The sequence below is a fragment of the Pseudobutyrivibrio xylanivorans genome (assembly GCF_008935055.1).
Classification (GTDB): Bacteria; Bacillota; Clostridia; order Lachnospirales; family Lachnospiraceae; genus Pseudobutyrivibrio; species Pseudobutyrivibrio xylanivorans_A.
Map to the genome: position 1 here is coordinate 719,221 of NZ_CP043028.1, position 24,707 is coordinate 743,927.

Genomic DNA, 24,707 nt, shown 5'->3' on the forward strand with positions numbered 1-24,707 from the left:
AAATTAAAATGCTGCATCGTGGCTGTCTTCAACATCCATGTAATGTGAATAAGTCACAAATTCAATATCCATATCCGCATATGTCTCATTGAGAACTTCTCTGATATGGTTATTTAAGTGTCTTGCTTCCTGCTTAACGAATGAGTACTCCATCTTAGGATTGAAATAGTTATCCTCTTTATCTGAGTATCCATCAAAGCCAGCACAAGCAAGATTCTTAATTCCACACTCCTTAAGAATCTTTAAAAGCATAAGGAATGAATTATCCACAATGCTCTCATTCTTTTCAAGCAACTTTTCGCGAGTGAATGAGCACATAAACTCATCGCCTCTTGCTGTCACATTACTTGTTGCAATAACCTTAAGGTCTCTATTTTTAATCTCAAGCAAATCATCAGACATATCACAATATCTGTTTGTCTTTGTGATAAACACATAGTCCACATCAATTGCACCTGGAATATAGTTAATAGAAATAACTACAGGTTCCTTATCTGCAAGATATTTTTCCACTCTGTTCTTCTGAAGCTGAATATTCTTTCCAGGACCTACAAGAAGAATATCTCTTCCCTTGAGTGCCTCTTCAAGCTTTACATAATCCTTAGAATCGTCAAGCTGAGTTTTTTCAAATTCAGCATATAATTCCTCTGCAACAGCCTTATCGTAAAGAAGCTTTGTATCCTCTGGCTCAATCTTGCCAAGTAAATCATTAATATCTGAAATAGAAAGACTTGGCTTGCCCTGCATCTGAGATACATAATTTGGATGAACTCTGTTATAAGCAGAAAGATAGAAGTATGTCTTGTAGCCCCATGGAGTTTTCTTGAAGAAATCCATAACGCTTTCGTCAATTCCCTCTAACATCTGGTTAATGTTATAGTTCTTTCCATAGTTCTGATTCATGTACATTCCAACAAGCTCTAATGGTGCATTTCCTGCACTCTTGCCCATTCCGAACAATGTACCATCAACAATGATATCTCTGTCTGTTTCCTTGTTTAGGAATGCTCTACTGTTTGCATAAGCAAGCTGGAAATTATTATGTGCATGGAAGCCAATAGCTACTGATTTGTCCACATGCTCATCAAGTAGGTCATAGTAATGTAACATCCACTCTGGATCAAGCAATCCATATGTATCTACCATACTTACAGCATATGGTTTCACCTCATTAACAAGGCTTATAAGCTCCATAAGCTCTTCATCGCTATAGCTTGTGATTGATACAAGCTGTGAGCACACCTTATAGCCAAGCTTTTTAAGCTCGGCACAATATGCCATAGCCTCATGCATAATATGCTTTTTGAAAATTACTCGTATACCATCAATATAGCTTTCGCTACATGGCTGAATGTTTTCAAGAGCACATGTACCATAATCAATCATACCTACCACCATAGGAGGTCTTTTCTTTATGTTTCCATAAATTGCCTCTATAGATTTAGTATCAGGTATGATACTTCTGTTGATATCAAAAGGTCTTCTGTCATCGATAAACCCAATCTCGATGATATCCACATTTGTCTCAACTAAACGTTCAAAAATTGCGCATATATTATGGTGTCCAAACTCCCAATCATTAACATAACCACCATCTCTAAGTGTACAATCAAGTATCTTAATATTTCGCATATTTAAAACTCCTAACTACTGATTAACAGCCTCTGTAATTACCTGTGCCATGTAATCAATCATTTCATCTGTCATTCCTGGATATACACCTACCCAGAATGTATTGTTCATAATGTATTCTGTGTTCTCAAGCTCACCAACTACTCTGTAAGCATCTGTGTCACGAATTTGGTCGAAGCAAGGATGCTTAATAAGGTTTCCAGAGAAGAGAAGTCTTGTCTGAACATTATGATCCTCGATGTATTTTGTTACATCGTTTCTCTTAACACCACTCTCAGGCTTTACTGAGATAAGGAAACCAAACCAGCTTGGCTCTGAATTCTCGGCTGGAGCTGGAAGAATAAGCTTATCTGCTGCTGAGCTGTTTGCAAGTGCATCGTGAAGTCTAGCCCAGTTGTGACGACGTCTCTCGATGAAGCTTGGGAACTTCTTAAGCTGCTCAACACCCACTGCTGCCTGAAGGTCTGTAACCTTAAGGTTGTATCCAAAGTGGCTATATACATACTTGTGATCATAGCCCTGTGGAAGCTGACCATACTGTCCATCATATCTGTGGCCACAGAAATTATCCTGACCTGAAGGGCAGATGCAATCACGACCCCAGTCACGGTATGAGAGGATAAGTCTGTTAAGCTGTGCGTTATTAGTGTAAACGCATCCGCCTTCACCCATTGTCATGTGGTGTGGTGGATAGAATGATGATGTACCAATATCTCCCCATGTACCTGAGAATCTTGTCTCACCATCAATTGTGTACTTAGTTCCGAGGGCATCACAGTTGTCCTCTACAAGCCATAAATTATGCTTCTCACAGAAAGCCTTTACAGCCTTTAAGTCAAATGGATTTCCAAGAGTATGAGCAATCATTACTGCCTTTGTCTTTGGGCTAAGTGCTGCCTCAAGCTTTGTAACATCAATGTTGTACTGTGGAACAGTAACATCAACAAATACTGGAACTGCACCATACTGAATCATAGGTGTAACAGTTGTAGGGAAGCCTGCTGCAACAGTGATAACCTCATCGCCTCTCTTAATCTGTCTGTCACCAAGCTCTGGTGCTGTAAGTGTCATAAATGCAATAAGATTTGCTGAAGAGCCTGAATTTACAAGGTGCGCAAACTTAACACCAATCCACTGAGCGAACTCCTTTTCAAACTGATCTGAGAAACGACCTGTTGTAAGCCAGAAATCAAGCATTGCATCTGTAAGAGACTGCATTTCCTTCTCATCATAAACTCGGCTTGCATAGCTAATTCTATCGCCTGGCTTAAAGTTAGCCTTCGACTCCTTTGGCTCCTTAAAATCATGATAAAAATCTGCTACAAGCGCCTTAATTTGTTCACGTGCCTCTGCTTCATTTTTCCAATTTGACATAAAATACCTCTTATCTTTCTACTGTGTTATTCATATCTTCTAAATTCATTTATATCAATGTTCTCTCCCTCGAATTTTCTGGTCCTTGTCAAATGATTACTATGTAGCATATCTGCCAAATCTATTCCATCATTCGCATTTATATAGACTATATCCGATTCAGAAAGAACTTTGTCAACATATGTATAATCCCACATATCTGACCAATCAGTCATGGCAGATTGTGAATCCCCTCCATCGAAGTAATAAAGTTCTGGAACTCCTACTCCCATAGAAACAACGCCTTCTTCTCTCCACTCTTTGAAATTAGAAGCATCTCTTTCCAATGATTCTATTTCCCAAACAGTTGCAATACGATTATCAATAGTTCTACCAATAGATACAACACACTCAACAGACATTGCACAAATCAAAAGCAATGCAATAGTGTCCGCAGAAATCAGATTATCTTCTTTTGTAAAATATCTATTTGCCATGACAGCCAATACTATAACCAACTGTACATAACTTATAGTGACATTATTAAATGCCTGACGATTGATAAAATACAAAAGAACCAACAATCCGGAAATATCAACTGAAATAACTATTTTTTCCTCTAATGAGAAACTGTATTTTTCATCAAAAAACTGTCTGGAGATTATAGGGAACAGCGTACATGTAAACACAAATACATATAACACATACCAATACACTGGAGACTGCATTGGTGTCCGTAAAAATCCATCCATATAGCTTGTGGTAGCCAATGGGAAAATATAAGTCCCTACATCCAGCCATTCTCCACCAACGGCAATATTGTATAAATTTGTAAAGCAATACGATAATGCAAAGCAAACGGCTATCTCTGCCAAAAACAAACATAGCCTTTTAACAATCACAAGTATTTTCCATTGCCATTCTTCAAATAAATCGATGGCTATAATAGAAACAATTGCAAACACACCTGTCTCTATATTCCACATTATTGCTAATGCTCCAAGCAAAATCTCCAATGGATACTTGAAAACACCCAGCTGTTTTTTATTCTTTAATATCACCCATCCTATAGCGACTATTGGAAACAACACTCTGTGAGGAAATACCTGGAAATAATTTCCACCAGCTCTGTAGACTGTTTCATTTGCAAGAACAGCAACACCAGCAACGAAAAATAGTAAATCATTTTTTACCACTGTATTTATGATAAGCATTGCAACCAATGTAGTTAAAAAAACTATAAGAGACACCGTAAGCATCACAGCTTTCAAATCATCTCCAAATAGCTTCACTAATGGAAGGTACAATATTCCATAGTGCCCATAAATAGATTGAGCATTATTGCTATAAGGAACACCATGAGCAACATTTATTATGGAATTGACATATGCATGAATATGCCACAAACCACCAGCCTCATCTTTAAAAATGTTCAACGAATATGACAGCCATGCCGTCACAAACGCAACTAGGAGCGAAACAAAGGCTCTAAAAACATTTTTTCTATCTGAAATTGTCTTTTCATTTATAGACTTCATAAGGTAAATCATCAAACCAGCACATCCCAAAAGAAGTAAACTGTATACCTTATGGTCAATCAGGTCTCTTAATAAATTATCATTTCCGCCTGCAATGATATTAGCCTCTTCTCTATACATAATGAAAATGTATAGCAAAGAAAAAAACATAGCGGCTATTCCTATAACTCCATTAAGCCTTTTTCCAAATGAACATTTAGACAATAAAACATAAATAATAAACGAAATGAGCAAGGTGAAAAAATAGGAAAAATAATTATAATTAAATCCTAATATTTCCCCTGCCTCATTCCATTTACTTTTGTATGCAACCAAGAATAAAGCTCCGAGTATTTCCAATAACAACAGTCCAGCTAAATCCACGTTGTTCTTGTCAATAATGCCATTTGCTATATTCTTTATTTTATCTTTCATTCTACCAAACCTTCCATGGTGCCTTTCCAGTGGCAAGCATTTCATCCAGCTTTTCCATTTCGTGTTTTGTATCCATACACTGCCAGAAGCCATCGTAGGTAAAGCTCATAAGCTCGCCCTTTGCAGCGAGCATTTCAAGCGGTTCGCGCTCAAATACAGTGCTGTCATCCTTGATGTAATCAAAGATTTCTGGCTGAAGAACCATATATCCAGCATTGATAGGTACTCCGTCAGATGCCTTCTTCTCACGGAACTTTCTAACCGCATTATCACCACCGATATCAAGAACTCCCTTTGATTGATCCTGACGAACAGCAGTAAGTGTGGCAATTTTTCCATGAGACTTGTGGAACTCAACAAGTTCATTGATATTTACATCGCAAACGCCATCACCATAGGTCATCATAAATGGTTCATCACCAATATACTTCTGTATACGTTTAATACGTCCACCTGTCATAGTATTAAGTCCTGTATCTACAACGGTGACCTTCCACTTATCAAGATACTGGTCATGAACAATGATGTTCCTTTCTCCATTTGTGTAATCAAATGTGATATCACTGTTATGTAAGAAATAATCAGCAAACCACTCCTTGATTACATGCTGCATATAGCCTGCGCAAATTACAAACTCATTGTATCCGTAGTGTGAATACTCCTTCATAATGTGCCAAAGAATTGGCTTTCCTCCAATTTCAATCATTGGCTTTGGTTTGTATTGAGATTCTTCGGAAATACGTGTCCCGAATCCACCTGCTAAAAGAACTACTTTCAAAATAATTTCTCCTTTGTATTATTTTCTATTCTCAAAAATGTCCATATGCTTAACCATTGTAGCACATCATTGCTTGTTATTACAGCAATAATGACTTTTCACATATTTTTCACAATCTTAAACATGCCGCCATCAATAAGCCACGGTAAAAATTTTTGTCTTGCATTGATTGTTTTATTGTTTAGTTCAATGTAGTTATTAACCCTTGAAAGGGTATTTTCATCTATCAAACTTCCACTACCCGTTTTAATAACTTCATTTGTGAAGCAGTTTTCCGTTTTTCCGCCATAGTCAGCTGCCACACCATATTTATTTGCACCTTCCATATTTACAAATGCAACACAGTTTTCTATGGTTCCACTGTTCATGGCTGCTATACCTCCAACCCTATAGCCATATAAAAGGCCATTTACATAGCAATTGGATATTATGCCTGTTCCAGAAACATCATATGCAATTCCACCTACGATAGAACCAGCGATATTACAATTCTCCAAATTTACATTGTAAATCTGACCGCTAAGTCTTCCGAAGAGTCCCATATTTTCATCATTGTCAGATAGTGAATAATAATTTTTTATGCTATAGCCCTGTCCATCATAAACACCATCAAATTTCACATTATTTCTTCCCCATCCAACAGGATTAACCGAAGTCACTCCATCAAACTCTATGTCTGCTGTCTGAATAAAATGCACACCTGAAACAGAATTGCCAGAATTAACTATCTGCTGTAGTTTTCTCCAGTCTTCAACTGAAGCTATCTGATAAGGATTGCAACTACTTCCCTTCCCAGCGAAACTATCTTCCAAACCATATGAACGGTTAATCGTTCCGAATATCACAACAATCACCGCTGCAGCTATGCAGACAATTTGAACTTCTAATGTTCTCCTAATTCTTCCTTCAAAAATCGAACCAACCAATATTTTAAATACTATAATTACAATCACAGTATTTAAAACAAATGTTGTAACATTCATAGGACAATCGAGATTTTTCCTTTTACTAAAGGAATCAACCCATGACCACATTGGTAATATCAAAATAGCCTGCAACAATCCAAGTAAAAATGCATCTATCTCCGCCTTTTCTTCGTCACTTTGATTCATATATACCACTGCAGCTGGAATATAAAGCATTAATGTATAAGTAAATGAAAAATATGGGAACCAAATACATGCTGTAGCAATCAAAAATAGTCTTTCCCACTCTCTTTTACAAAATAGTGCAGCGACCAAAAGGACAACTAACATTACAGCAGGAATCCATCCATAAAGCTCACCTTTGACACCTAACATGGTTCCAAGTATTGTTGTAAAATTTCTGATAGAGTAATTTCCACCTACACCATTACTTGTCAGGACATCATTGGCAGCTGACATGCCACCTAGCCATTTTATAATAGTTACTACTCCATCAAAATAGAAGTATGGAATAACAAATGTAAAAAATCCCATAACCGCCAAAGCAACTGTCTCTTTCCATTTCTTCCTTCTTAGAGTAAGTAAACCAAACAATGCTGGGTAAAGCTTGATACTGGCTGATAAACTCAATGCAAAAAAAGCTATATATCTAAGCCTTTTATCCTCAGCATTATATAATGCCAAGTACACCATAAGAAATGCAAAAGAAACCATGATAAGATTTCCTCTTTCTACTGTGCACAATATTGGTCCTGACAACAAAAGTAACAATATATTTTTCCTGTCACTTTCACTATTAAGAATTGATTTTACAGAGTATGCAATCAAAATAAAACATGCTACAAAGATTAAGACAAATCCCATCATAGCTATTTCATTGTCTCGTAGATTAATTGCATTTTCCCCTAACATGACAGCATTGTTAATTGGCATTCCAGGATTACTAATAAATGCTTTCATAGCTGACAGGATAACAAAACACATTGCTGGCCAGTTTGCCTTCAAAATATATACATCATCCGCAAATGTCAAACTAAGCATGTTAAAATAATCCATGAAAACATCATCCAGATTCTTATGGAAATAACCAGCTAGATAATAACTTTTTGTCACACCCATAATTATCACTGAACAAATTCCTGTGACAAATAAAGTCTTCCAAAATATGCTGTTCTTATTTCTCCCAAATAGATTTGAGGCAATCCACAAGAGTGTGTACATAACACCTACTAAAGCAATCCATGCTACAAAACTCTTAACCAAAAATCTCTTTGAAAAAAGCAGCTTTCCATTACCAAATTCAATTCTATTTAAAGTGAAATCCGCATAACCATCTTCTGCTCCGATAAACTGAAGCTTCACCGCACCAACATGTTTGTCACTTTTAAATTCAATTGTTGTATCATCCTGTGAAACTATAAGCTTCTTTGAATAATTAGCTGAAAACCCCTCTTCATATGGATAATATGCCCTCACAATAATTTTTTCAGCATCTTCAGGCTTCATATTAATTCGTATAGACGTATATGAGCTGTTCATCGGTACGACGATATACGAATTAGCTCCTGTGGAATGAAAGTCATTACCTTCAATCGATAAATTGTTAACTAGGATTTCATCCCACTGCTCATAGGTTTGCATAGGAATGATTGTCTGAAAAAAAATGTTTCCAGAATAAACAATCTCTAAAAGCATAATAGTAGCAATTATACTTGCTACTATTACCCCCTTTATATTCACTTTTTTTAGCAATTCTTTTATCTGCATCTTCGTCCTCTACGCATGTTCAATCATCTACTGCTTTTCGATAGTAATATTATAAAACTCTGCTGTCTCCTCAGTGCCATTTGTAAGATAGAACTGAATATCTTCCACTGTATTTGTGATAATTAAATCTATAACTTTACAATCTTCGCTTTCTGACACCACCTGCGCAGCAATATTACCCTGCGCCTGCTCTGAGCTCACATCAGTTCCACATACATTCAAATTCTTTCCATTAATCCTAACTGTATAATGACCAGCCTGCAATGAATCATAAGGTCCATGAATTATAGCGCCCAACGTAAGATAAATAACATCTGGAGTTCTAACACCTAAATCATTAAAATCCATTTCTCTAGGAACAAGTACTCCATCGTGTGTGCCATCCAGTAACGTATCAGCTACGTCATCATTTTCAAACACATATACCACTAAATTAGTTGTATAGTATTTATCTATATCGTTATCAAAAAGATATGCATCGTTTATAACAAATCGTTCGTATGGAAGTCCAATTATTCTATCAATAGGATCACCAGAATAATAGTCTAAAACCAAACCATTATCCTCTGCCTCTGTTAATAGCAAACAAGTCTTTCCCTCTTTCTTCTCAAAAACATGCTCATCTACATGCCAGTAATATTTCATCAACCCCAGCTTAGCAGGACTAACTCCAGCCACAGTTAATTTCCCATCAGAATATATCTCCAATGGATACCCAGGCCAATATGTAGCATAGACTTTAGTAACTCCCTTGTCTAAAAGCTGTTGGCAAACTGACTCCTGTGCATTCAGCTTATCCTTCCAACCAACAGTAACTTTTAGAAGATTTAATGAATACGTCATCGTAATCAGAAAAAGTGCTACAACAATAAAAATATTTATCACGATTTTCTTTTTAGTAAATACTCTATATAAGTAGCACCCTGAGAGCACGATACAAACATATACTACGCTTAACACATATCGTTCTGATGTCTGCGAACAAAGTATCACCGCTGCAAGCATAATTGCGTTATGCAAAAAACCAAACAGAACATACAGACACTCAAACTTCTCCATGTTCTTGAAGTAACATAAAAGCATTAACGGAAAAACAACGCAAATCAACCCCGTAGCAATAATAGCCATGGCATTGAATGTAGCATTTCCATCGGCTCTATATCCAAAAATAGTAATTGCATTTCGAACTGTCAGCTTAATATTCAATATGATGCTTTCTGGATTAAGTGATATTGTAAACTTACTATTTCCATTTGCACTCATATTTCTGGAAATATTTATATATCGGTTCAATAAAAAACCTAACGCGAACGGTACTATTATCATTGCTGTCGCCACACCATACTTATGTGTCAGATCTTTTGTTGTATATCTTTTATCTTTTGAAATTATGTAAAGAATAAATTCCATTCCTAAAACAAACATCATAGGAAGGAAATACTCTGCAATAAATCTTTTTCCACCTGTAAGCATTAGCAATAAAAGTATAAAATGAACTGCCCACCATTTTTTACTCTTGAGCTCATCAGACCATAATCCCAAGAAGATTCCCACAACAAAAGTAAGTGCAACCATCTGTGGGCAATAAGCTGCCTGGTACAAATTCATATCTCTGGCATTATCACTGCTAATAAACACACAGAACACAGGCAGCATAAATGCCCATGAATTATTCTTAAACAGCTTTTTTGAAAGCCATATCATACCGCTGCCAGCCAGTACAAAGGATATAGCTGATGATAATGCTCTGGCAAAAGGCTTATTCTTTATAATAGTCATCATCAACAAACTTATTGGTAAAGTATTAAACGTATATACTTCACCATTTACGCCATTCCATGACTTTGGATACAAATTACCTGTTGCCTTCACTGCATTTAAAAAACGAATGGATATTGCACTATCGCCATGTATATACGTCTGACCATATGTCATTATCGTATATATAGCCGATACTGCTGCAATAAAAGCAGCAAAATATATAAACATCCAACTTCTATTTTTCTTCATAACTATTTATCCTTTGAATATTTCTATTACTGCACAATGGTAATATTATAAAATTCCGCTTTGCCATCCATATTGTTCATGACATAAAACTGTATATCATTGATATATTTTTTTATCGTTAAATCCATAACTGCCTGCTCATCAGATACAGACAAAAGAGTATATTCAATATCCTCGTTTTGCTGCTGCGAATATATATCAAATTCACATATATTTAAGTTTTTGCCATTCACAGTAACAATATAATGACCTGGTGAAATGTTAAGATATGGACCATGTACTATTCCACCCTGTGTGATATAAATTACATCCTCTTCCCAGACACCACCGTAGTTAAAGTCAAGCTCTCTTGGATTTAGGATTCCATCATCAAGTCCGTTTGTAAATCTGTCGGCAATATCATTCTTATAAACATAAACAAATACTCTTACAGAGCCATCATATAAATCACCTAATTCCAATCCGTCGATAACATAGACCTCTGCTGGCTCGCCAACTAATCTTGTTGCAGGATCAGAACCATATACTCGCATCTGCTCATTGTATTCGTTTTCGGTAAATATAAGACCACAACGCCCCTCAGTAGGCTCGAATGCATCACTATCTACCTGAGCTACGATCTCACCAAGCGAAGCTCCAAATACCTTATAGGCACCAGATCTTATCTGCCCATTTGAATATACTTCATTTGGATATCCAACCCAATATGTTCCATACACCTTTGTAATTCCATGAGCAGAAAGTTCCTCAACAAAATGTTCTCTAGTTGCCAGCCTTTCTCGCCAGCCAATTGTCATTTTGCTGTACCCATATGAAAGTCTCAAAGTAGCTAAAACAAATAAAAATACTATTAAATAGCGAAGTATTTCCCTATCGTTAGCTATCACATGATAAATATAATTTGCTGAAATAATAAGAAATACTACAACTGTTCCATACAGATATCTCTCCTCAGTCTTATGTGACAGCACAATAACACCTATTAAAGCCATATTATGGATAGCACCAAAAGATAAATATCCCTGCTCATTATCACTGAGGTTCTTTATTCTTACCAACTGCAAAACTGGAAATACCACACAAATCAAAAGTGTTATAAGAATGCTTATCCAATTTGTAAGTCTGCTTCCGTTCTCTGTATAACCAAATATAATACAAGCATTCACAATAGTATTTTTGATACTCTCTATTATTCTGGCAACAGAAAAATCAAGCTGCAAAGAACTATTATCACCAAAATTCATATTATGGTGGCTGCATATAATCTTATACACTATGTGTCCCAACAATGCTGGTGCAAGCAATGTAGTCGAAGTTCTCTTTACGATTTCGACATAATCTTTTCTTTTTTTCAAAAAAACAAAAATCGCTAGTGCCAATAATAATGGGAGTATATATTCTGCAATATATCTAACCCCGCATGTAAGCATCATAAACACTAGAATACTGTGAATCACAAGTACTCTCTTAGGTATTTCTTTGCTATTAATTACATAGAAAAACAGACCAGCACAAATTGTAACTGCTATAACTGGTCCGTCATAACCACCTTGTATAAGTAACAAAAATCTCGCCATACCACTGCACAAAAAAGCACTGTACAATGGAATAGCGATAAGCCATGCATCATTTTTAAAGAATTTCTTAAACAGCCAGAAGAAGCCAACACAAAGAATAAGGTACACTGTAGTGTATGCTACCGAGCATGCAACAGAAGCTTTACCTATAAGGAAATTACATATAATTACAAACGGTAATACCGAAAAAGTATATACCTCACCATTCCCCGTATTCCATGTAGATGGATATAATTCATGTGTTTTCTCAACTGATTTAAAATATCTATATGCAATTGCTGAGTCAGAATGAATTACCGTTTGCCCATAAGTTAAATTTACATATACTACTACAAAAGCAGAGACTACGACTGCAATCATAAGAACTAGCTTAGTGTAAAATAAACGTTTAGACATATTCCCCTCATCAAAAAAATTCATGTCTTATCCTCGCAATTCTACTGATTTATATAAACTCTCACCGATTTCTTCCCATACCACATAGCCGCACACTGGTTTGTTCCACCATAATAGCCTCTAGCCCATTCTGGCACGAAGTTTGTTCCCTCATCAATACCTACTGGGTATGAGAATCTGGTCCATGGAACATTTTCTCTCTTCACTTCTACATCCATTTCTGGGGATTGTTCTATCTCTTCGATAATGCCTTCCCAGGTATAGTAAATAGTCTTAATCTGCTCGCGCTGTCTGATGATATCATATGGCACAATGTACATAAGTGTACCCATAAGCTTTGCTGCTCCAAGTGCTACAACTAATACTACTGCTGCAACCGAAACAGACACCTTCAGCTCAAGTGTTTTATTAAACTTATACGCCAAAGCCTGACCTAGCTGGAATGCTACAAACGCCATACCGACAAACATAACATAGTCAGCTGCGATAAGTGCTCTAGGTGTAATTTCCTCACCCAGCTTCTTTCTCTCACCAGCAACATATGGGAAGAGCGCACCAAACGCCGCAATGAAAGTTAATACAAAGCCTGCAATTACGTTCACAAATTTAGGATTATCCTTAGCCTTAATTGTAAGGCTGATTAAAATAATTGCTACAAATAGACCAAGTGTCCATGGATACTTTATAAGAGTCTCCACCATTCTCTTACCCAATGTATAAAGAGTAATATAAGCACCCTTAATAAGATTCATCTCACCCTTGTTATGGCTGTCAACTCTCTTATAGTTTCCTGGTGCAATTACAGTTATAACACCACTGATTACATAACAAATTAAAGGAAGAGCTTTCTTCCAGAAACCATCAGGATTATCGTTTTTACGAATAAATACAACATACAGGAAAAACAATCCCATAGGGACACAGTTCATCAAACCTGTACAAACGATAACACCCTCGATAATAGAAATAACATAGCTCTTCTGATCCTGAGTCTGAACATATTTAACGATGTGACTATAGCAGAAGAACATAAGCATCAGCATAAATGAATATCCTGGCACACCTGTCCACCAGTTATATACATCTGCATAATAATAGGTTGTGAAGATAAGAGTGATAACACAGAATGTGAAAGCACTCTTGATGAATGTATTCTCAATCTGTAAAAAACATCCAGCAAGCTTTCTCACTGCAAAAATCATTCCAATAGCTATAGCAAGAAATACGATAATCATACAGATTCCAAAGGAATGACCTGCATCATTAAACCAATATAATGGGTTAAATAAAATCTGAATAAGAACAGCAAATACGCCTGACTGTCCAAACCAGTTCATATAGTTCCAGGCAACTCTGTTAAAGGCTTCCACGATTCTATTAGATGAAAACCACTCTATTGCCCAGGCAAAGTCGTCTGTAGCCGGCATGGAATAATATACCGAATAAACAAATGGAGCAAACAAACATATGTAGAGAAATACAAATAATATTTTGCTCACCTTTTCATTAAATAACGTCTTATTATGCATTTTTATACTCCCAAAAACTTACTCAATCACATACTTGATCGACTTCTTCTGATAATAAACATTAGGCATAATCGTGCCATCCACAAAAATAGAATCCAAAGGAAGGTCGTAGGAATCCTCCTCCACTAATCCCATATACAGAAAATATGGAGACCAGGCTGGCTCCTCTGTTCTTGTGATTACCACATCATCCTCAGCCGAATTTTCGATTTCAAGAATAACACCATTCCAGTAATCGTAGCTCTGTGTTATCAAATCTCTTTTGCTAATAATATCTGTCTGGATAACAGGCTTTGTGCCACCGCGTACTACAAATGCCGCTGTAGCAAGTACACATAATGCGGCGAGCCCGATAACTACCTTGCCATTTCTAAATAATCTTCCAAGTCTTATGCATCCAATACCAATTCCGATGAAAAGAAGATAATCAAACAGATACTGCATTCTTACATCAAGATAAGTTGTAGTCATGGCTCTTCCATACACATATGGAAATACTGCGCCAAAGACAGTGATAAAAGTCATCACTGCAGTAAGAATAATATTATTACCATCCTTAAATGAAGCATGACCTGCTTTGAAGCCGAGAATGATAAGTCCCATAAAAAGCAGTACAGCTACTGGATGATAGAAAACCACATCCTTAACTCTAACAACAATATCAATCACAATCTGCTTTACAGCCATAGGCACGCTAGGCTCAATCTCATATGTATCCTGTCTGGCAAAATTACCTGGTGCAAATACAGTAGTTATTCCACCAATCATGAATACGATAAGTGGAATCAGTCTATTTATAAGAGTTTTCTTATTCTTGTAATCGCAGCGGCAAACATAAAAGACCACATACAAATACAGCACACCAAGTGGTACATCAAAGAACTCATTTGTAGCAGGAATAAGTCCGGCTAAAATCGTACCCACATAAAACTTCTTCTGTAATGTCTCTTCATATCTCACCGCAAATGTAAGTGTCAGCAAGAAACATGCAAAAGGTACTGTGTAGGCAGTAGCGCCAATGTACCAATTATATGCCTCAGAATAATAGAAGGTTGTAAAGCATACAGCCACAATCAAAAATATTGCCACATTAAGCAATGTTCCCTCAAGCTTCAGAAGTCTGTTTAACAAAACTCTGAAGGTATAAAGAATTACAGCAAACACGATAAGAAAAACAATGATGTCACAGATACCGTAAAATCTTCCCATATGTCTTTGAATGTTTAGCGGATTAATGAGCTTTTGGAAGAAAAATGTAAGCCATCTTCCACTATGGTATTTCCAGCTCCATAAACTGTAGCCTGCTGCATCCACCAAAAGGTTATCTGAGATAGATCTTGTTCCAAAGGAAAAATCATCACATGCAGGCACTGAATTATACATTGAAAACGCCATAGGAATAATCATTACCACGTAGAGAATTCCCATTACGCAATTAACTATCTTTTCACTTAATGATTTATTCATCAAAATCCTCCGCTTTTATAGTCTATTTATTTTTGCAAAGCTCATCAAAAAGCCCGTTGTACTTGTCATACATTTTCTTTTTCTCAAAATAATGAGCCTTCTCAATGCAAGCCTTTGAGCGTTCCTCGTTCTTTGCGCCCATAGACTTTATCCCCGCAATAAGCCCTTCCTTGTCGTACTTATCCACAAGAATTCCGCAGCTCTCGTTGATTTCTTCCCTGCATCCACCAGTATCATAGGTGACTACAGGAGTGCCGCAAGCCAATGACTCTAAAATAACTGTTGGGAAATTATCCTCTATAGAAGCATTTACAAACACATCTGCCTCTGAATAAATCTCAATCAGCTGCTGCACATTATTGGTACGAGTGATAGGAATGATTTCCTTTGGTACCTCTGCCACCTGCTCAGGCTGTAGGCCTACAATAACAAGCTTGTAGTCATCTGGTAGGTTTTGTCCTATATATTTAATATCCTCAAAGCCCTTTCGAACCGTCCACTCTGAGGCAAGGGCAAGAACCATCTTCTTATCTTCTATGCCATGAGATTTTTTAAATTCTCCCTTGGAAGGCTTAAATAAATCCAAATCAATTCCGTTGTTAATAACTTCTATTCTGCACTCCTTAAGAAATGACTCCCTTGCCAAATCTCCAAGCCATGCTGAAGGTGCTACAAGGGTAAGGTTCTTACTGATACCAGCAAAGAGCTCCTTCTTTAATTCGTAATTACGTTTTGACTTGTCCAGCCAGATTGATTTTGGATATCTCCTAAGCTCTGGACAATGATGACAGCCTGTCTTCCATTTATCACAACCTGCCAAATCAAAATATGGGCAATGTCCAGTGAATGGCCAGCAATCATGAAGTGTCCAAACCACAGGAATATCGGCTTCCTTAAGGTACTCAAATAAAATCTTATAATTACAAAAATAGCCATGGATGTTGTGGAGATTCACAATATCTGGCTGAAATTCCTTAAGTCTCTTTACCAGCTTTTTAGTGGCTATCACAGAGCCAAGGCCATGAGCATCAAACAATCTGGTAATAACCAAATGCCATGCCAAATAAAATTTATTTCCAATCTTATAGCGGTTCACACCATCGCCTTCGTTTGCTTGTCTGGCCCAGCACGCCAAGCCCTCGTTTCCAGCCGCTATATAGTTTTTATATATGTCATCACAGATAGTGGCTGGCCCGCCGCCTTTTCCACTTTCCGCATTGATTACCGCAAGCTTCATTTTATAATTCTCTCTTACTAATCTGTTATTTAAGGTATTTACGTGGAATCATGTACACAAGCTTTCCCTTTTTAGAAAGCTCAATAAGCACATCCATCATCTTCTTGCAATCCTCTACAATACCAAGATTGCAGCCTCCGATATAGGTCTCATCAAGAACTCCAGCTTCCTTGAGCATTCCAGAGGTGCGCTCCTCCATGCAGTACTGAGCCCACTTATCCGCCTGCACTCTTACAAGCTTCTCAGATACCTCTCCGTCTATACGAACCTTATAGTATCTCTCCTCATACCAGTCCTTTACAGGCCAATCCTCGCCCATTAAATCCGGAACCATATGAGAGCCCATTGTGTTGCTGCTACTTGCCTTCACACCTGCAAAGAGCAGCTTAGCACGATTCTCGTAGCAATACTGCCATGCACTTGTCTTATCATAAACCGATGTTGCTTCCATATCATGCGCCATCATCTCTTTTGCCTTTGGTCCCATGGCTGCAAGTGAATTATATGGGAAGGCTGTACGAATCACATCCGGCTCGCACAAAAACTTATTTGGAAGCATTCCTGTCCAACAGATAGTCTTCTTTGGGTCGTACGGTCTGCTCTTTTCTGTAGGAGCTGTAAGATTTGTGGTTGGAAAGCAAGGAAGCACAAAGGTAATACCATTTTCCTTCACCTGCTTTTTCATAAAGTCGATAAACTCTTCAGCAGTGATACCGATAGTTTTGAGTCCATCCATAGAAGAATGAATGAGAACAATATCTTCAGGCTCTAAAACTGCCAATACTCTCTCGAAAAACATTGCCTTGAGATTCGGATCAATCTCTTCTGCCACTACTGTTCCATGACTTTTCTTAGCTCTTATTTTCTTTGCAGTTTGTTTAAGCTTTGGAAATTTTCCAAGAATAACTCTTGAGCCAACCTCGATAATTCCAAATCGCTCTAAAAGAGAAAGCTCCATTTAACTAAACTCCTAATTCATCTATAAGAATTGTCTTGTTATCGTATTTGCGAAGTGCCTGACCAGTCATAAATATCTTTCCGACTCCATTAGGAAACATGATAGTTCCGAACTGCCCTGCTCCCATCGGAATAATATCCTTTTTACCTGAGAAGATTTCCTTTGCCTCAGCCTTTCCATCAACCCACTTAACATAGTAAACGTGGCTGACTCTATCCTTTACGCCTAGTCCAAGCTTATATGTAAACTGATATTTTAATCCTGTAATGCGGCTATCCGGCTCTACCGATGTAGAAAAAATCATTTCATCTTCCGAAATCGCCTGACCATAGATGCAAGGTCCGGCAATAGGCATTACAGCCGTTATATCTTTAGTATCAAAATCCAACTGATACAAATAATTCTGTTCTAATGGTGTGTCTGTGGTATACAAAAGACCATTTTCTATATGAAGCGCCACGCAAGCTCTGTAGGCCTGCTTACCGCTGACTATCACCTTTACTTCACTGAAATCATTTTTAGCTTCGTAGATTCCTGACTCTTCATCCTTATCTCCAGTAAGGATGTAAACACAATCCTTCTGTGGGCATGGCACAAGCCCATGTATGTGATATATGCTTCCTGCCGGGAAGGTGTATACCACCTGCCAGCTTCCATCTAAATTTCTTCTATGGATATTTACTTCAGCACCTTCATGGTTTAAAAAGTACTCACCATAATATATGCCATCTGTAAAACCTGTCACGCCTTCTATCTTTGTAAAGCAAAGAGGATTGTTCATTTCTGAACGGAAGCTGTGTTCCTCTGTAATTTCACCAGTGCCACAATTCACTCTAAAAATTGCACCATGATACGAAACAAGTGCCACATGATCATTCACGAAGACACCGCACCTTGGCTCCAATCTCAGTGCTCGAGAAAACAACCTAATAGAACCAATGGTTCTCTTTACAGATGAGATAGGCAGCGCCACAATCTTTCTCCTGCTACAGCTAATATCTTCAGATATAAAAAGCTTTGGCCCCTTACTAAATAAATAGTATTTATTTGAAAAACAAATCAGCTTGTTTTTATAAATATTCATCATTAGATTTTACCATTTCTCTTATGTAATGTAAAAAACAGGAAGATTATCCAACACACTGCGGAAATAGCTTCACCCGCTCTAAGCCCTGGTGTCACATAATCGAATACCACCTTGTGTTCTCCGGCAGGTACCTTTATAAGCATCATGCCACCGGACACAATGATGTCTGTCTCCTGCCCGTCCACTGTAGCTGTCCAGCCAGCGTCATAAGGAACACTAAAATATACATAAGTGTCCTTATCATATCCAGTGACACACTTCATGCCATGGCCATCCTTTTCAAAACCAAGAACAGCTCCATAGGTGTGTTCCACCACATAGTCATTTACTGATGTTTCAAAATCAATATTCTCAGCCTTCTTCTCAGGCAAATCACCTGCCACCTGAGCATACTGCTCCTTAGAAACCTCGTCTTCACTGATAACCACGCTATCCAAAAGAGCAATGGCTCTCTGATTTACATCAAGCCTTCTCAGCTCTTCTTCAGTGATGTAAGAATCCGCTGCAAAACCAATTGGACATGCTCCACGCTCCATGAGATACATAGTCTCAAGGTTTGTAGGATACTCTGCTATACATGTTCCAGTTGGATCAAAGGACAGATAATACTTACCTGCCAACAGCTCAGCCAGTCCTGGGATTTCATTCTTGGGCATAGCCGATTCCTGAGAATAATAATCAAATAAATCCTCAAAATCACGAATGCTGTTTGTATCTGTAGAAGACTGATTTGTAAAGCCTGCTACATGTGCAGTCATGCTGATAAGATTCATAGTATCGTTTAGTCTGTACTGATTATTAGGAAGCTCCAACTGAGTTCCAACAAGAAATCTCTGCTTATAGGCCTGATATCCCATCCAGGCACTTCCTCTGTAGAAAAACATCACAGAAGCAAGAAGTACAAGAGCACATGCTGATGTACCTGCAAACATTCTCTTATAAACCTGACTATCGTTGATTACAAAAATAGCTGTGAGAATAGCTCCACCAACAGCTATGGTAATCCATGCAAATAATTTTATATATGAATTAATCCATACTCTGTCTCCCACCTGGCCTGCATTGAAAGCAAATAGTACTGCAATAAATATAGCGATAAAACAGATATAGATTCCCGTACCAAGCTTCACAGCTTTAGCATCTGGTTCCTCCAGCATTCTAATAGATGCAAGTACAGCCATAAGTGCAAACATATACCACCATCGCATCTGAGCCGCACTGTATAAATAAAACAAATCACTGAGAAGTGGAATAAAGCATGCCACTGCACAGCAAATAATAATCTTTGACAGCCAGTCTCTCTTCTTGATCAGATAAGCAATAACCATCCCAAGACCTATCATTGGAAAGTAGAAACCATGGCTTGAAAATCTTGTCTCATAGATAGAACTCATTACAGTCATAGGTTCTCCTGGCAGCAACAGGTTCCTAATGATGTACATGTACTCGCTAAGGTCTGTTGTCAGCATTGACAGAAAGCCCTTGAAATTACCTGTACGTGGATTCCCTGATACAAAAATAATATTAGGCACAAATATGATTGCAGCCATACCCACGCCAAAGATTCCGCAACCTACACACTTTATGGCATCCATTGCCATTGCTTTGATATCGCGGCTTCCAAATCTGCAAATATAATAAATTACAAGGAAAACTACTTCTCCTACGAAGAAGAAATAATTAACTATGCAATTTAAAAATATCGTAAAGACGAAGAACTTATAATCCTTTTTCTCCTTGTAACGCTCCAGTCCTATCAGAAGAAGCGGGAAGAAACAGATCGCTTCGTGGAAATGATAATAAACCATGTTTACAAGTGAATAGCCACAGAATGCATAGAGCACTGAGCCAAGCACTGCCCACTTACTGTCATTTACAAATCTTCTAAGGTATAGGCAGGAGAAAACACCTGCAAAAGAAAACTTAAGCATGAATATCCAGGCTACGATATATGGGAAAGCGTTTGCTGGGAACAGCATACTAAGCCAGAAGAATGGGCTTCCAAGCTCATAAAAGCTGAATCCATCCATTGTAGATGTACCAAGATCAATATCCCAGCTAAAACCACTGATACCACTATCTAAAAGTGCATTGTGCAAGCCAATGGTAAATGGGATTTGCTGGTCGTTAAAATCGTTTGTTAACACAAAAAAGCCTTCTCCCTTAATTACAAAAGGTAAAAAAGAGAGAAAAGCTATTATAAAACAAATTATTCCGGATTTTACAAAATCCTTTTTAAAGAAGTCTTTAATTTTCGTACTCATTATTAAATCGATATGACTCCATTCCTTCTCTTAAAAGTTTGAGACCCATATCCTTGCTCTCTGCATAAACGCAAGGCATACGACGGGACAGGAATAGATTTGGCGCCTCAGTAATAGAATAAGCACCACATCTATTAAAGGTAAGCACATCACCCTCTTCTAAAGAAGGAAGCTCAACCTCGCGAACAAGCACATCTGCAGTAGTACAAAGGCTACCAACAATACAATACTTATCCTTTGCTGGTCTTGTAGTGCTAACGGAAATCTCAGGAATCTTCATACCCTGAATCTGACCAAAATAATTCAGATGATGGATACCACCATCCACGATTACATAGTTAACACCCTTTGATGGCTTAATCTCCTTGACTGTAGTCTCAAAACGTCCACAGGTGCTGGCGATAAATCTGCCCATTTCTATACCAAGCTTAACAGATTCCTTGAAATCTGTGATAGCTTCCATGGCAACTGCGAAATTCTCAAAATCCTTATCATCAGAAGGTGAATCGAAATACTCGATACCTGCTCCAGGACCAAACTCTAGGAAATCTATGCTGATACCAAGCTCCTTTGCAGCATCAAAAAGCCCATGAACATTAGCCCTATCTGCCTCGAACTTAGCACTACGCACCTTCTGTGTGCCTGAGAAATAGTGAATGCCTGCAAAATCCACGTGTGGATACTCTGAAAGAGTCTTCAATAATTCAACAACTGTGTCCTGATCCATACCAAACTGATTTCCACTGGTAAGACGAAGAAGTACCTTTGCATGGCAATCCTTTTCAGCGCATACCTTTTCAATAAGGCGAAGCTGACGAGGGCTCTCGGCAGTGATAATATCCACGCCGTACTCAACAGCCTCTGTGATATCCCATTCTTCCTTTAAAAGACCTGAATAAATAATCTTTACAGGTGGAACAGAAGCGGCCTTACAAATAGAAAGCTCGCCAGGAGAACAAACCTCCAAATGACGAACCATATCAATAATATAAGGCACCAAAAAAGGGTTAGCCTTTATTGAATAGGTTAACTCTATTTCTGGGATGAGGGACTTAATTCTGTCCACTCTCTCCTGCAATATATCGATGTTAAAAATATATGCTGGTGTATTAATCATTATTTCTTTAATGTCTCCACTAATGAAACCATAGCATCAAGCGAATTAAAGTGTGCTGCTGTAAGATACTGTGGCTCAACCTCAATATCAAACTCTGACTCAAACTGTGCAATAATTGCAACGATGTCGAAAGACTCTAAAACACCGCCGTCTACTAAATTATCCTCTGTAGCGTAATCAATGTCTGGCCTTACGCCCTCTAAAATATCAAGAACTTTATCCTTCATTACTATACATCCTTTCAAGTTCCTTTAAATCTATTTTACTATTTGGCAACTTTGGAAGGGCTTCTAAATTAATCATTTTTCTAGGCACCATAAAACCTGGAATGATTCCTCTTAAGCCCGCAGAAAGCTCCTTAATTGTTGCCTCGCCAACATAGTATAGCACAAGAACTTCATTTTTTGCATCATAAATTACAGCGTTCTCTCCAACGCCGGCTATATTAGATGCTGCTGCCTCGATTTCATCAAGCTCTACACGATGTCCCATATGCTTAATCTGGCGATCCTTACGTCCGTGGAACTCAATATTTCCATCAGGAAGAATCCTGCCCACATCACCAGTCTTGTAAATCAGCTCTCTATATCTGTTATTGAGCGGATTCTGAATGAAATCCTGATTTGTTCGCTCTAAATTCTTGTAGTAACCAAGTGCGAGTGTTGGACCTGTAACACAGATTTCACCAAGCTCACCTGCTGCTGGCTCCTTACCATCCTCATCGATAAGGATGATTTTATAATCATCATAAGCCTTTCCGATTGGAACACTTTCGTAATCCATTGTATGCTCATCTACCACATAGTATGTGCAAGAAGCTGTAGCCTCTGTAGGACCATACTGATTTACAAAAAGTGCATTTGGAAGATTGCTTATCCAGTATTCAAGAACTGGCTTTGTCATAACTGAGCCTGAGAAGCACACCTTATTTACAGTTTTAAGTGTGTCGTTCTTGAAGGCATGGAGTGTATCCAAAAGTGTCATTGATGATGATGTCCATCCGATTGATGTGACACCCGCGTTATTTAATGCATCAAAAAGCTTATTAGGCTGCATAAAGAATTCCTTTGGGGTAAGGAATGATGATGCGCCTGTATATAATGGAATGTAGATATCTCTGATTGCTGCGATGTAATCAAGTGGCGACTGATTGCCAAGAATATCTTCATTTGTGATTCCCATAACCTTTACATAGGCTCTGATGTAGCAGATTACGTTTCGGTGGCTTGCAATAACGCCCTTTGGTACTCCGCTTGAACCTGATGTGTAGATGATGTAAAGAGGATCTAACTCTGTCATCTTCTCTCTTACTTCATCAAGCTTTGGCTGATCAACAGGTGCCTTTTCAAGCTCCTCCACTGTGAGAACCTTCACATCTGCCTTGCCTACCTGCTCTAAGATTCCCTGAACCTTTTCCTTTAAAGCCTCGCTTGTTACTACAGCCTGTGGCTCAAGATTTGTAAAGATTGAATCTAGTCTCTTGATAGGAAGTGTAACATCCACAGGAGCATAAATTCTTCCTGAGTATGCCACACCAAGATAACTGGCAATCATCTTTGGCTCCTTGCCCATCACTACTGCAATTGGACCCTCTGGAAGATTAGCATTTAAAATCGCAGAGCCAACACTCTTTGCAATGTCGCTAACCTGTGAAAATGTAAGACTGTAGTCTAAATTTGAATATACTGTTTTTTCTGGATATTTTTCTGTGCTATTTTCTAGCCATTCTAATATATTTTTCATTTTCTTTCCTACTTCTGAAAACTCTTCTTTAAAATTGGAATAGGCTTTGCCAAATTTCCAAATACTGTTTCGCCATCTTTTACTGCTCGTCCAACAACTGAGCCCATACCAACTGTAACATTCTTTCCAATATTGATACGATTCTTTACGTTGGCGCCTACGCCGATAAATGTGTTCTCTCCAACATCTACGAAACCTGCAAGTGTAGCCTGTGCAGCCATACATACATTTTTATGAAGGACAGATTCATGTCCAATACTAACAAGGTTATCAAGCTTTACATTGTCCCCAATAACTGTATCACCACAAGTAGCAAGCTCAATAACATCGCAAGCGCCAAGCTCTACGTTGTTTCCAATAACAACTCGTCCAAGTGAAGGCATAGAAATCAAATCACCATTTGGATCCTTAGCCTTTGTGAAGGAATTACATCCTACAACAACGTTTTCATTGCAAAGGAAGTTGTCACCGATTGTAGCATGCTTAATCTTTGAACCAGGAAGAATAAGTGCATTGTTTCCAATATGTACGTTAGGTCCGATAAAGCAGCCCGGGTAAATTGTGCAGTTCTCGCCAATGGTAGAATCTGAAGTGATGTAGTAGCCTTCTTCTTCAAAGAACTCTGGAAGAGGCATTCTCACATCTCTGTACTCCATAGCAAATAACGCATATTCGTACTGAGGATACTCACAGAACACCACGTGATTATTCTCAAGAATCTCCTTTGAAAAAGTGATATTGTCTTCTGCAAAAACAAGACAATCCTTATGTCCCTCTAGGAAAGCTCCAAGGTGTTCAACCTGCTTCTTGATAAACATAAATGTGTTATCAACTGGCTCTCCGACATAAGAAGTGCCGTTCAGGGTTTCTATAAACTTTGCTTTTTCTTCTGCTGTTAACATAATCTTACCTCA

The 24,707-nt window shown here is 37.9% G+C and carries 17 protein-coding genes; all 17 read right to left on the bottom strand.

Going from position 1 to position 24,707, the window contains the following annotated elements; genetic code table 11:
• Positions 1–3: 3 nt before the first annotated feature.
• Positions 4–1,632: an aldolase catalytic domain-containing protein gene (locus tag FXF36_RS03210; RefSeq protein WP_151622440.1), complete on the bottom strand. Its 1,629-nt coding sequence runs from the start codon at positions 1,630–1,632 to the stop codon at positions 4–6.
• 15 nt (positions 1,633–1,647) lie between these two features.
• Positions 1,648–3,006, bottom strand: coding sequence for a lipopolysaccharide biosynthesis protein RfbH (gene rfbH / locus FXF36_RS03215; protein WP_151622441.1), 1,359 nt, complete (start codon positions 3,004–3,006; stop codon positions 1,648–1,650).
• Positions 3,007–3,032: 26 nt separating this feature from the next.
• Positions 3,033–4,937, bottom strand: a complete 1,905-nt coding sequence (locus FXF36_RS03220; protein WP_151622442.1) for a hypothetical protein — start codon at positions 4,935–4,937, stop codon at positions 3,033–3,035.
• 1 nt (position 4,938) lies between these two features.
• Positions 4,939–5,715, bottom strand: coding sequence for a glucose-1-phosphate cytidylyltransferase (rfbF, locus tag FXF36_RS03225; RefSeq protein ID WP_151622443.1), 777 nt, complete (start codon positions 5,713–5,715; stop codon positions 4,939–4,941).
• Positions 5,716–5,813: 98 nt separating this feature from the next.
• On the bottom strand, positions 5,814–8,408 hold the full coding sequence (locus FXF36_RS03230) for a glycosyltransferase family 87 protein (protein WP_151622444.1): 2,595 nt from the start codon (positions 8,406–8,408) through the stop codon (positions 5,814–5,816).
• 27 nt (positions 8,409–8,435) lie between these two features.
• Positions 8,436–10,418, bottom strand: coding sequence for a hypothetical protein (locus tag FXF36_RS03235; RefSeq protein WP_151622445.1), 1,983 nt, complete (start codon positions 10,416–10,418; stop codon positions 8,436–8,438).
• A gap of 26 nt (positions 10,419–10,444) precedes the next feature.
• The gene (locus FXF36_RS03240) at positions 10,445–12,391 is read right to left on the bottom strand and encodes a hypothetical protein (RefSeq protein WP_151622446.1); all 1,947 of its coding nucleotides are present in this window, start codon (positions 12,389–12,391) and stop codon (positions 10,445–10,447) included.
• A 41-nt stretch (positions 12,392–12,432) separates the two neighbouring features.
• Positions 12,433–13,920: a DUF6056 family protein gene (locus FXF36_RS03245; RefSeq protein WP_151622447.1), complete on the bottom strand. Its 1,488-nt coding sequence runs from the start codon at positions 13,918–13,920 to the stop codon at positions 12,433–12,435.
• A gap of 18 nt (positions 13,921–13,938) precedes the next feature.
• Positions 13,939–15,387, bottom strand: coding sequence for a DUF6056 family protein (locus tag FXF36_RS03250; protein WP_151622448.1), 1,449 nt, complete (start codon positions 15,385–15,387; stop codon positions 13,939–13,941).
• 22 nt (positions 15,388–15,409) lie between these two features.
• Complete coding sequence (locus FXF36_RS03255; protein WP_151622449.1) at positions 15,410–16,624, bottom strand: glycosyltransferase; 1,215 nt, start codon at positions 16,622–16,624, stop codon at positions 15,410–15,412.
• A gap of 25 nt (positions 16,625–16,649) precedes the next feature.
• The gene (locus tag FXF36_RS03260; RefSeq protein WP_151622450.1) at positions 16,650–17,582 is read right to left on the bottom strand and encodes an AAC(3) family N-acetyltransferase; all 933 of its coding nucleotides are present in this window, start codon (positions 17,580–17,582) and stop codon (positions 16,650–16,652) included.
• A gap of 4 nt (positions 17,583–17,586) precedes the next feature.
• Complete coding sequence (locus FXF36_RS03265; RefSeq protein ID WP_151622451.1) at positions 17,587–18,555, bottom strand: hypothetical protein; 969 nt, start codon at positions 18,553–18,555, stop codon at positions 17,587–17,589.
• Between the two features lie 113 nt (positions 18,556–18,668).
• Positions 18,669–20,933 (bottom strand): YfhO family protein, encoded by a 2,265-nt coding sequence (locus tag FXF36_RS03270; RefSeq protein ID WP_151622452.1) that lies wholly within the window; start codon positions 20,931–20,933, stop codon positions 18,669–18,671.
• Positions 20,917–22,050: an alanine racemase gene (locus FXF36_RS03275; RefSeq protein WP_151622453.1), complete on the bottom strand. Its 1,134-nt coding sequence runs from the start codon at positions 22,048–22,050 to the stop codon at positions 20,917–20,919. Before FXF36_RS03275 ends, FXF36_RS03270 begins: the two co-directional genes overlap by 17 nt.
• Positions 22,050–22,277, bottom strand: coding sequence for an acyl carrier protein (locus tag FXF36_RS03280; RefSeq protein WP_151622454.1), 228 nt, complete (start codon positions 22,275–22,277; stop codon positions 22,050–22,052). Before FXF36_RS03280 ends, FXF36_RS03275 begins: the two co-directional genes overlap by 1 nt.
• Positions 22,267–23,793 (bottom strand): AMP-binding protein, encoded by a 1,527-nt coding sequence (locus FXF36_RS03285; protein ID WP_151622455.1) that lies wholly within the window; start codon positions 23,791–23,793, stop codon positions 22,267–22,269. Before FXF36_RS03285 ends, FXF36_RS03280 begins: the two co-directional genes overlap by 11 nt.
• An 8-nt stretch (positions 23,794–23,801) precedes the next feature.
• Positions 23,802–24,695, bottom strand: coding sequence for an LbetaH domain-containing protein (locus FXF36_RS03290; RefSeq protein WP_151622456.1), 894 nt, complete (start codon positions 24,693–24,695; stop codon positions 23,802–23,804).
• Between the last annotated feature and the right edge of the window lie 12 nt (positions 24,696–24,707).

Coding starts and splice junctions, on each gene's coding strand:
- FXF36_RS03210 (WP_151622440.1), bottom strand. CDS start 1,632: ATGCGAAATATTAAGATACTTGATTGTACACTTAGAGATGGTGGTTAT.
- rfbH (WP_151622441.1), bottom strand. CDS start 3,006: ATGTCAAATTGGAAAAATGAAGCAGAGGCACGTGAACAAATTAAGGCG.
- FXF36_RS03220 (WP_151622442.1), bottom strand. CDS start 4,937: ATGAAAGATAAAATAAAGAATATAGCAAATGGCATTATTGACAAGAAC.
- FXF36_RS03230 (WP_151622444.1), bottom strand. CDS start 8,408: ATGCAGATAAAAGAATTGCTAAAAAAAGTGAATATAAAGGGGGTAATA.
- FXF36_RS03235 (WP_151622445.1), bottom strand. CDS start 10,418: ATGAAGAAAAATAGAAGTTGGATGTTTATATATTTTGCTGCTTTTATT.
- FXF36_RS03240 (WP_151622446.1), bottom strand. CDS start 12,391: ATGTCTAAACGTTTATTTTACACTAAGCTAGTTCTTATGATTGCAGTC.
- FXF36_RS03245 (WP_151622447.1), bottom strand. CDS start 13,920: ATGCATAATAAGACGTTATTTAATGAAAAGGTGAGCAAAATATTATTT.
- FXF36_RS03250 (WP_151622448.1), bottom strand. CDS start 15,387: ATGAATAAATCATTAAGTGAAAAGATAGTTAATTGCGTAATGGGAATT.
- FXF36_RS03255 (WP_151622449.1), bottom strand. CDS start 16,624: ATGAAGCTTGCGGTAATCAATGCGGAAAGTGGAAAAGGCGGCGGGCCA.
- FXF36_RS03260 (WP_151622450.1), bottom strand. CDS start 17,582: ATGGAGCTTTCTCTTTTAGAGCGATTTGGAATTATCGAGGTTGGCTCA.
- FXF36_RS03270 (WP_151622452.1), bottom strand. CDS start 20,933: ATGAGTACGAAAATTAAAGACTTCTTTAAAAAGGATTTTGTAAAATCC.
- FXF36_RS03275 (WP_151622453.1), bottom strand. CDS start 22,050: ATGATTAATACACCAGCATATATTTTTAACATCGATATATTGCAGGAG.
- FXF36_RS03280 (WP_151622454.1), bottom strand. CDS start 22,277: ATGAAGGATAAAGTTCTTGATATTTTAGAGGGCGTAAGGCCAGACATT.
- FXF36_RS03285 (WP_151622455.1), bottom strand. CDS start 23,793: ATGAAAAATATATTAGAATGGCTAGAAAATAGCACAGAAAAATATCCA.
- FXF36_RS03290 (WP_151622456.1), bottom strand. CDS start 24,695: ATGTTAACAGCAGAAGAAAAAGCAAAGTTTATAGAAACCCTGAACGGC.